General features: G+C 60.4%; 10 protein-coding genes. 8 read left to right on the top strand and 2 right to left on the bottom strand.

The window, feature by feature from the left end; translation table 11 throughout:
• The 3 genes from ACEW8Q_RS10965 to ACEW8Q_RS10955 form a co-directional block, all read left to right on the top strand.
• The coding region (locus tag ACEW8Q_RS10965; RefSeq protein ID WP_373504098.1) for a pyruvate kinase alpha/beta domain-containing protein at nt 1–518 on the top strand (518 nt) is incomplete at its 5' end.
• A 530-nt stretch (nt 519–1,048) separates the two neighbouring features.
• Nucleotides 1,049–3,556, top strand: coding sequence for a calcium-binding protein (locus ACEW8Q_RS10960; protein WP_373504097.1), 2,508 nt, complete (start codon nt 1,049–1,051; stop codon nt 3,554–3,556).
• Between the two features lie 308 nt (nt 3,557–3,864).
• Entirely contained in the window at nt 3,865–5,418 is a 1,554-nt protein-coding gene (locus ACEW8Q_RS10955) for a calcium-binding protein (RefSeq protein WP_373504096.1), read from the top strand.
• A gap of 85 nt (nt 5,419–5,503) precedes the next feature.
• Here the strand turns inward: ACEW8Q_RS10955 and ACEW8Q_RS10950 are convergent, their stop codons facing one another.
• Together ACEW8Q_RS10950 and ykgO are read right to left on the bottom strand one after the other, a co-directional pair.
• The gene (locus tag ACEW8Q_RS10950; RefSeq protein WP_373504095.1) at nt 5,504–6,100 is read right to left on the bottom strand and encodes a tetratricopeptide repeat protein; all 597 of its coding nucleotides are present in this window, start codon (nt 6,098–6,100) and stop codon (nt 5,504–5,506) included.
• A gap of 95 nt (nt 6,101–6,195) precedes the next feature.
• Nucleotides 6,196–6,321, bottom strand: a complete 126-nt coding sequence (gene ykgO / locus ACEW8Q_RS10945; protein ID WP_373504094.1) for a type B 50S ribosomal protein L36 — start codon at nt 6,319–6,321, stop codon at nt 6,196–6,198.
• Between the two features lie 118 nt (nt 6,322–6,439).
• Between ykgO and ACEW8Q_RS10940 the strand changes: the two genes are divergently transcribed.
• The 5 genes from ACEW8Q_RS10940 to ACEW8Q_RS10920 all read left to right on the top strand — a co-directional run.
• Nucleotides 6,440–6,673: a hypothetical protein gene (locus ACEW8Q_RS10940; RefSeq protein ID WP_373504093.1), complete on the top strand. Its 234-nt coding sequence runs from the start codon at nt 6,440–6,442 to the stop codon at nt 6,671–6,673.
• A gap of 10 nt (nt 6,674–6,683) precedes the next feature.
• Nucleotides 6,684–7,133, top strand: coding sequence for a MaoC family dehydratase (locus ACEW8Q_RS10935; protein ID WP_373504092.1), 450 nt, complete (start codon nt 6,684–6,686; stop codon nt 7,131–7,133).
• A 91-nt stretch (nt 7,134–7,224) separates the two neighbouring features.
• Nucleotides 7,225–8,964: a calcium-binding protein gene (locus ACEW8Q_RS10930; RefSeq protein WP_373504091.1), complete on the top strand. Its 1,740-nt coding sequence runs from the start codon at nt 7,225–7,227 to the stop codon at nt 8,962–8,964.
• A 63-nt stretch (nt 8,965–9,027) separates the two neighbouring features.
• The gene (locus ACEW8Q_RS10925; protein WP_373504090.1) at nt 9,028–9,480 is read left to right on the top strand and encodes an RbsD/FucU family protein; all 453 of its coding nucleotides are present in this window, start codon (nt 9,028–9,030) and stop codon (nt 9,478–9,480) included.
• A gap of 6 nt (nt 9,481–9,486) precedes the next feature.
• Nucleotides 9,487–10,101: ribokinase (locus tag ACEW8Q_RS10920; RefSeq protein WP_373504089.1), on the top strand; the 615-nt coding region annotated here is incomplete at its 3' end.

The raw sequence follows: 10,101 nt of genomic DNA, 5'->3' as shown, positions 1-10,101 counted from the left end.
TGCTCTCGGCCGAGAGCGCCACCGGCGCCTGGCCCGACAAGGCCGTGGCCACCATGGACCGCATCGCCCAGGCCGTCGAGCGCGACACGCTCTATCGTGGCATCATCACCGCGCAGCGCACCGAGCCGCAGGCGACCAGTGCGGATGCCATCTCGAATGCCGCGCGCTCCATCTCGGAAACGCTGAAGCTGTCGGCCATCGTCTGCTATACGGGCTCAGGCTCCACAGGCGTGCGCATGTCGCGCGAGCGGCCCGACACGCCCGTCATCGCGCTGACCCCCATCCCGTCCACCGCCCGCCGCCTCGCCCTTGTGTGGGGACTGCACTGCGTGTTGAGCGACGATGCCCGCGACCTCGACGACATGGTGACGAGGGCCACCCGAATCGCCTTCGACGAAGGCTTCGCCGAAGCCGGCCAGCGCATCATCATCACCGCAGGCCTGCCGCTGGGCACGCCGGGCGCCACCAACATGCTGCGGATTGCGTATGTGGGCAAGAACGGCGTGGCGGGGAGCTGACCAGTCGGTCTGTTTGTGGGACTCCAGATCAGGAATCGCCGGTGCATGTGTCCTTGCGAAGCCGGGCGCCACGGCCTGCTTGGAATTTTCGCTGCTGGACGGAAAGACGCGGCGCCAGCGCTGTCCAATTTGTAATTGTGTTTTTACCAATCTGAACATTCAAGTAAGTCCGTCAAAATGCGGCTTATGCATGGTTGCATTTCCCACCGGAATACGCAGACGGACTGGCGCGGTTGCAGATGACATTTGATGCATGTCAAAGACGCATTAGAAGATTCGAATATATAAGCAAGCATCAGCTTTTGGTCATTGGCGTGATGCAGACCGAGGGTTGATCGCTCCGGAGCTTTTGAAGTCCGGACGTAAAAAGCGAGAACATCGGGGAAAGGCATTTCAGGCTCTCTGGCTTGAATTGGAATGGTTCGGTCAGGACATGGCTGGACCGAATGGGAATCTGTGCCTTTCGTCCATCGCTCGGCAAAACGGCCCGAACGCGCGGCCAAACCTGTATTGAATTGGGAGAACTGCTTATGTCTGACATCAACTTGCCCCTGGCACCGGAACCCGATGGCACGCAGGACGTGGACCTGCCGCTGAACACGACACCGACCTACACGGCAACTCACGTCTTCAGCACCAACGACATTACTGGCACATTCGGCGGCCTGACGCAGGGCGACGTGCTGCCAGGCGAAACGCCTGTCATCGACTTTACGGCCGATCCGAAGGTGACGAAGGAAGGTGTCGATCTTTATCCGATCAACAGCGAGTTCGGTTACATCGTCACGGACTTTATCGGCGCGGTCGAAAAGACTTTTGACGGCAACCCGGAATACGAGGAAGGCTGGGCTGGCGATCTCAAGAATGAGTTCGGCGAACAGACTGGCCTCGTCGTTTCCGACTCGCCCACCGATGTGTTCCTGACGCCCGCCCGCTTGGGCACATGGCTGGTCGGCATGGGCGGCGAATCGATCAAGGCCTCGACGGAGCACTACAGCGTCATGCAGGCGCTTCTCTCCGATCAGGACTATTCGGGCGATCCGGATGCGCTCTATCCGCTCGACGATACATTGACCATCGTAGGCGGCACCTATGACGGCTGGGATCTCGCGGAAGCCATCGCCGATGCCGGTGACGTGAATGGTGACGACGTCGCCGATATCAAGGACGTGCTCGCACCGAACGAAACGACCATCACCGAAAACATTGCCGTTGGCGATGACTACTCGGTTTCGGTCAAGGATGACGGCAAGGTGCTCTACCGCTGGGGCAATGCCATCAAGAAGCCCAACGACATCCGTATCGAAGCCGAAATCGCGCTGCCGGATGAATGGAAGGCGGACACGAGCGATGCGACAGGCCTTCAGCCGCTCTACATCGTGTCGCAGGCTGAACTGGTGGTACGTCACACCATCACGAACAACCCCAACGACCAGATCAGGCCGGAAGATTACGAGAACGAGGCGGCCACCGGCACGCTTCCGACCTACGAAATCCTTCCTGACGGCAAGTGGGTGTCGACGGATGACTACTATGCGGGTGATGGTACCTTCTATCCCGCAGGAACGGTTCTCAAGGATCCGGCCCTCGCCGCAGAAGCAGTGAACTCTGCGTTGTTTGGAACCGGCGCATTGTCGACGGACATGCTGCAGGGCTTCACCAACGCCTGGTATCAGACCATGGACCGCGAACCTTTCGAACCGGTCCTGAATCCTGATGGTACAGACTACGAAGTCGGCCCGCGTTGGCGCCTGAAATCCGACAAGTACGGCCAGGACCTTCCCTCTGTGACCATCCCGGTCGATCCGAGCCTGCAACCGCCTCCTACGCAGGACCAGGTGAAGTACGATGTGGGCGCGGAAACCCAGACCGTCATAAACCTGAAGGACTGGGCCACCATATCTCCGCTCACCACTAGCATGGGCTGGCTCAATGCCGCAGGCACCGTGTCGATCAATGGCATGAACTACACCGACAACTTCGACGTCGCCTTCTACGTCAAGGGCGACCAGAAGCCGGCAACACTCTACGATGCGACGCTCGTCATGTCGTATGAGGAAGCCACCATCAATGCCGAAGGTGCGGCCATCGACGGCACCGCCGGCGATGATGTTCTCGTCGGCGTGGGCGGCAATACTTTCACCGGCCTCGGCGGCGAAGACCTCTTCGTCCTGTCCTACGGCACGACCGAGAACGTCTGGCTTGATGCGAACGTCGTCACCGACTTCGAGGTTGGCGTCGATCTGATCGGCCTTCTCGGCCTCGATGTGAACAACCTCAACATCGCCGAGACTATGACGCAGGCTGTGGTGAACGGAAACCTCGAGATCTATCTCGATGGCTACCTGATCGCCACGCTGAACGGCATCACCGAAGAACTCGATCTGACCAGCTTCCAGGTCCTCACCCAGCAGTATGGTGCGGTCGCCTCGGCGCTGATCATCGGCACGGACGGCGATGACGTCCTGATCGGTGACGAGTTTGACAACAAGATCGTGGGTCTTGCCGGCGACGACAATATCCAGGGCCTCGGCGGCAACGACAACCTGATCGGGCAGACGGGGCGTGACTCCCTGTTTGGCGGAGACGGCGACGACCGCCTCTCGGGCGACAGTCAGAACGACACGCTTTCGGGCGGCGCCGGCAATGACAACCTGCTCGGCGGAACCGCCTCTGACCTGCTGGCCGGCGACGTAGGTGCCGACCTGCTGACGGGCGGTGCCGATGCTGACGTCTTCGACTACAACGCCATTTCAGACAGCGTTGGTGGCGGTGGACGCGACACGATCCTCGACTTCGAGGTCGGTATCGATCTGATCGACCTCTCGGGGATCGACGCCGACACGTCGGTCGATGGCGATCAGGCCTTCACCTTCATCGGCAACGGGACCTTCAGCGGAGCAGCGGGCGAGCTTCGTGTCGTAGCGGTCGGAACCGACTGCGTGGTGCGCGGCGATATTAATGGCGATGCCATCGCGGACATCGCGATCTATGTCACCGGACACACCAGCCTCGCCGTGACCGACTTCATTCTCTGAGATCGGAAGAACAGACTGCACGACAAGTTCCGGGGGCCGAAAGGCCCCCGGTTTGCGTTCCATCGCATTCTCATGGTCGATATTCCTTCGGTCGCGGCAGCCAGAGTGTTTGATGCGGTTTCCGAAAATTCTTGAACCGCACAACACACAGCAAGACGAAAATATTGTTCGGGCATTGGCAGATAGTTTGAAAAAGCTGACGCGCTAAGTAAGCATCGCAATGCATACGCGTTGATACATGTCAATGCACCCGCCTCGCATCTGAGTATCCTGTAAATACGAGCATGAACTTGCAACAGGAGGTAAACATGGTTGACACTTTGGTTTCTGAGGCTGGCGGCTCTGGCGATCTGTATGGTGATCTCTGGGTTCTGTTGCGCGACCTCGACCCATCGGATGGCGGAGGCAATGGTGAGCCGATACTCGATGAAAACGGTCAGGTGATACCGATCGGCTTCAACGCGGAGACCGGCGAGATATTCCCGATCCACCTCGTCGCGAGCCCCGAGGGGGACTACGAGGTGCCAGCCGACCTGCTACCCTTCGTGCAGGAGATCAATCTCGAGCGGGCCAACATCATACGGTCGCCAGACTCCGTGATGGAGGCCGCGCTGGAAGAAGCGCTCGCCAAGATCGAGAACGGTACCACCATTACCACGTCAGTGGATGGCCGGATCGCCGTCGATGGCGTGCTGATCGACTCGCCGCGCGAGAACCTCGCGCTCTATCATCTGATCATGACTGCCGGTGGTGCTATGAGCTGGACCGAGGCCCAGGCCAATGCGGCGGCCAGCCTGCCGGTGGAACTCGTCGATCTGCTGTCCTCCGGCTGGAAGCCGACGGGCCTGCTCGCCGGCGTGTTTTCAAAGTTCGTGCCAGTCGACATGGACGGTGTGATCACCGCGCATACGTTCATGGGCGTAAACGAAGTGACCGATGTGGGCGGTACGCCGCAGATCGATTACTTCAGCTTCATTGACGGCGGCGCCGAGAGCTTCAACTACGATCGCGCCGCGACCTACGGCAATGTCTGGATCAAGTGGTACCAGGACATGGACGGCGATCCGTCCGACCTGGAAGCTGTCCAGCGCACTGTTCTGGATGCGGTCTGGGGTTCCGACAACAACGGCGACGGCCTCAATGACGTTGGCAGCGGAGCGAACTGGGTAGACGAGTACCTGACGCTCTCCGCCGATGGATTGAGTTTCGAGACATTTGCCGCGACCAGCGCCGGCATCAATGACTGGGCGCAAGCGGTGGAAGATGCTCGTGCGGTCATCTACACCGTACACGAGTCGATCGGGGCCTCGGAAGTGGCGCCGCCACCCGTCGTTGATGACGTGCTTGAGGGCAGCGCATGTGCCGACCTTCTTACGGGCTGGGGTGGCGATGACGTGCTTCTAGGCCGTGGCGGTGACGACATTCTGGAAGGCGGTGACGGCGACGACGTGCTGGCTGGCAACCGTGGCGACGACTACCTGGAAGGCGGTGCGGGCAACGACGTACTCCGCGGCGGACCTGGCGCCGATACCCTGTCGGGCGGCGATGGCAGCGATGTATTCGACTACAACGACATCGCCGACAGCGTCGGTGGCGGCGGCCGCGATACGATCACCGACTTCGAGACCGGTATCGACTTGATCGACCTCTCCGGCATCGACGCCGATACGGCAGTCGATGGCGACCAGGCCTTTACCTTCATCGGCAACGGGACCTTCAGTGGAGCAGCGGGTGAGCTTCGTGTCGTAGCGGTCGGAACCGACTGCGTGGTGCGCGGCGACGTGAATGGCGACGCCGTTGTCGACTTCGCGATCTATGTCACCGGACAAACCAGCCTCGCCGTGGGCGACTTCATCCTCTGACGCCGGAAGAACGGACTTCACCAAACCAACCGGGGGCCGAAAGGCCCCCGGTTTTCGTTCATTCATGCGTCAGGCGGCGCCTGGCCTAAATCCCTTGCTCCAGCCGGTCGAGTTCCTTCAGCGCGGACTTCACCTGTTGGATGCCGGGGTTGATGGCGAGCGCGTCTTCGTAGGCTTCGCGGGCGGCGGAGTATTTCTTCTGGCGTTGCAGGATCATGCCCTTGCCCGCGAGCGCGCCGAAGTGGCGGGGTTCGAGGTCGAGCACCTTGTCGATGTCGGCCAGCGAGGCGTCGTCGCGCTTCATCAGGTAGTAGAGCGTCGCCCGCTTGTTCCAGGCCTCGGCGAAATCAGGGTGCGCGCCGACCAGCCGGTCGAGGATCGACATCGATTCGGCGGGGGCGCCCGCCTCCATCGCCTTCTGCGCCTGCTGGAGGAGCACTTCGGCAGTAGGAGAATCGGAGGATGACCACAGCGCCCAGATCTTGGCCTCGAGCGGTTCGCGGCCGCTGCCCTCGGACTTGTGCAGGCGGGCCAGCAGGATGTCGAGCTGCTCGGCCCGGACTTCCGATGGCTTGCGGGGCTTGACCTCGACGGTCTCCGCAGGCGCCTCGGCCTCACTCTCGGCGAGGGAGGGGCTGGCCGAAACCAGAAGGGCAAGGAAAAGGAGGGATGATCCGCGCATGAGCGGGATCATACACCCGTCTTCATGGCAACAAAAAGAGCGCCGTGAGCGGCATCCCGTTCACGGCGTTCACAATCACGTCAAAAGGGCTGAATTCAGCCCTGGCGCGCCTTGTAGCGCGGATTGGTCTTGTTGATGATGTAGACGCGGCCATGGCGGCGCACCAGCTTGTTGTCGCGGTGGCGCTTCAGCAGGGCCTTGAGAGAGTTGCGGACTTTCATGGACTTCACCTGACTTTTCAGGCAGATGGAACGAAAGCTCCGGACCCGCCTATTGAACGATGGGGGTTAGATAGCGGGGCCGATTGTTGATGTCAACCAGAGCCGCCCCCGCTGTACCATGCCGCCCGACCTCAACTCCACCGAACTCTGGCTCACCGCTACCGTCTTCCTCGGAAGCCTCTCAATCGTGGGGCTGATGGTCTGGCTGGAAAGACGCCCGCGCACAAACCTCAACCCAAGGCTGTTCCCGACGACACCCGTGTTGCTGGCCTTCGCCTTCATTGGACTTTTGGCGCTGGTGCATCTCCTCAATCTCTACGGCATACATACGGGGCGAGGAACCACGCCATGATCACCACCCCATGACCAATGTGCTGCCGCCCACCCAGACGCTCTATTTCGAGGACCTCACCCTCGGCATGACCGAGACCTATGTGAAGGAGGTCAAATCCTCCGACGTCGTGGGCTTTGCCGAGATCTCGGGCGACCGCAACCCCATCCACCTCTCGGAGCATTTCGCCGCCCGCACGCCCTTCGGCGGCCGCATCGCGCATGGGCTCTATACCGCGAGCCTGATTTCCGCGGTGATCGGCACGAGGCTCCCCGGCCCCGGCGCCGTCTACCTGTCGCAGACCCTGAATTTCCGCGCGCCGGTACGGATCGGCGACCACGTAGAAGCGTCCGTCGAGGTCGTCGAGATGACGGAAAAGGGCCGCCGCGTAAAACTCGCCTGCCGCTGCATGGTGGGCGAGACGCTGGTGCTGGAAGGCGAGGCGCTGGTGAAGGTGCCGGGCAAGCCCGAGGGGTATTGAAGCTTCAGCCTTCGTCGCTCTTGCCCAAACATCAAATGGTGCTATCACGAAAATCTGAAGTTGGCACCATTGGTTGGAGAAACTCGACGAAATGACCACCTTGTTTGTGAATTCCACGACCAACTACACCGGTCAGACATTTTCGCCAGTCGTCACCTTCATAAGCTTTGCCAATCTCAGCAGCGGCAGGATAGCCACTTTCGCAGCTTCGCAATTTGATGATCTCAACATCAATCAAAGCGTCGGCCTGATTGGCAATTCCATCTCGGCTGTCGGTATCGTCGTCAATCTCGATCAGAACGTCTTTGACGCGTCGGGTTGGACGTTCTCAAGCTGGAAAGGGTCCCATGTCAGCCTGGTGGGAGGTGTCGCCGATGACATGATCACTGGAACGTCGCGGGCAGATTCGCTCTGGGGTGGACTGGGAACGAACATTCTCAATGGTGGCTCGGGCAATGACATCTTGTTCGGCTATGGACCCGCCGCATCTGCTGATGGCATCGACACGATCAATGGCGGCGCAGGCAATGACACGATTTACACGCACGGCCGCAACGACACGATTGATGGCGGCGACGGAATCGACAAACTGTCCATGAACGTCATGAATTTGTCTGCTGCGTTCATCATCGATCTCAGCACTGGGAACGCGGTTTTCGGCAAGAATACGACGGTTACGAACATTGAAAGTCTGTTCTTCTGGGGAGGTTCAGGAAACGATCAAGTCACGGGCACCGCATTGGACGATGTGGTGCGCGGCGATGCAGGTGCAGACATTCTGCATGGTTTCGACGGCGATGATTTTCTCGAAGGAGGCATGGGCGCCGACGCGATCGATGGCGGAAGCGGCAATGACTACATCCGCATCTTCCATGACGAGGGGGCAGATGCCATCGACGGTGGATCGGGACTGGATATTCTGGCCATGTTTCTAGAAACGCCGGCAACTGGAACGACACCTGCGATTACGATCGACATCCGTTCTGGCGGGCTGGGAGCGGACATCGGCAATGGAATGACAGTGACTGGCATCGAGAAACTCGTCTTCACTGGTGATGATGAAATCGACCGCGTGCTGGCTGGCAAACAGGATGATGCGGCCTGGGGTAACGACGGCGATGACTTTCTCTCCGGCGGAGCCGGCTACGACCAGTTGTTTGGCGACGCTGGCAATGACACGATCGTTGGCGGGCAAGGCGGCGACCGCTTGGAAGGCGGAATTGGAATTGACACGATAAGTTACGAAGGATCGCGACAAGGCGTCCAGGTTGACATCCATGAATTGGCCCCTTTGTCCGGCGGCGATGCCCAAGGCGACCAGATTCGTGATTTCGAGAATATCATCGGCAGTGGCCGTGACGATGTGTTGGATGGGAATGAAGCCGGCAACTCAATTGATTGCGGAAGCGGAAACGATCACGCAAATGGCTGGGAGGGCGCTGATGTTCTCCTGGGTGGTGCTGGCTTCGACATCTTGACGGGCGGTCTTGGCACTGACCGATTGACCGGTGGATCAGGCGATGATGTGTTTGTTTTCCTGGCACCCGAAGACAGCGCATACAACGGAATGCGCGATATGATTCTCGACTTCAAACAGGGAAGCGACAAGATAGACTTGTCAGCAATCGATGCTTTCACACCCGGCGGCAGTGTCAACGATACCTTCACCTTCATCGCAAGATCCGCCTTCGATTCTGCCGGAGACCTGCGATTTGTGAGAACGGCGAGCAGCACCATCGTCTATGGCGATGTCGATGGCGATGGGATCGCTGATTTTTCCGTCGGCCTCAAAGGTTCATATGTGCTCACCGAAGCTGACTTCGTGCTATAGCGTTGTTGACAGGTGGCGCCGCTACTCTCTAGCTTCCCTCCCCGAGTTTGGGAGGACTTCAAGATGCTTCGGAATTTCGACAACCGCCTCAATGCGGATGTGATCCAGTGCCTGCGCGCCATGGGCCATGGCGACGACCTCGTCATCTGCGACACCAATTTTCCCGCTGATTCGGTGGCGCGGCACACGGTGACGGGCAACCTGCTACGGATGGACAATCTGACGGCGGCCGAAGCCATCGAGGCGATTCTCTCAGTCATGCCGCTCGACAGTTTCGTCGACAAGCCGGCCGAGCGTATGGAAGTGGGCGCCAACCCGGCTGACATTCCGCCCGTTCAGGCGGAAGTGCAGAAGGTGATCGACAAGGCCGAGGGCAAGTCCTGGCCCATGGGCTCGATCGAGCGCTTCGCCTTCTATGAAAAGGCCAAGGAAGCCTATGCCGTGATCGTCACGGGCGAGACCCGCTTCTACGGCTGCTTCATCCTCAAGAAGGGCGTGATCCCGCCGAAGGGCTGATTTCCCATGAACCAGGGCATCGCCATCCTCGGCGTCTACGTGGCCGACCTCGCGTTCCGGGCCAACCGCCAGCCGGTGCTGGGCGAGACGCTGATGGGCTCCGGTTTCAAGATGGGACCGGGCGGCAAGGGCTCGAACCAGTCGGTGGCCGCGGCGCGGGCGGGCGCGAAGGTGAGCTTCATCTCGCGGCTTGGCCGTGACGCCTTCGGCGACATCGCGCTGGCGACATGGAAGGCCGAGGACATCGCGCCGCGCGTGGCGATCTCGGACAAGGAGCCCACGGGTGCCGCCTATATCTTCGTGTCGGACGAGACGGGCGAGAACGCCATCATCGTGGTGCCGGGCGCGGGCGGCGGCATCAGCGCTGGCGATGTCGAGGCCCAGCGCGCGGTGATCGAGGGCGCGCAGGTGTTCGTGACGCAGCTTGAGCAATCGATCGAGGCCGCGCGGAAAGGCCTTGAGATCGCCAGGGCCGCGGGCGTCATCACCGTGTTCAACCCGGCGCCCGCAGCCTCCGTGCCGGACGATATCTACGGCCTCTGCGACTACGTGATCCCCAACGAGAGCGAGGCAACCGCCCTCACCGGGCTTCCCGTCACCACGCTGGAGGAAGCCCGCGCC

It is taken from the genome of Aestuariivirga sp. (assembly GCF_041738905.1).
In the GTDB taxonomy this organism is placed as follows: Bacteria; Pseudomonadota; Alphaproteobacteria; order Rhizobiales; family Aestuariivirgaceae; genus Aestuariivirga.
Note: the sequence above shows the minus strand (reverse complement) of the source record. Positions and strands in the feature narration are given on the sequence as shown.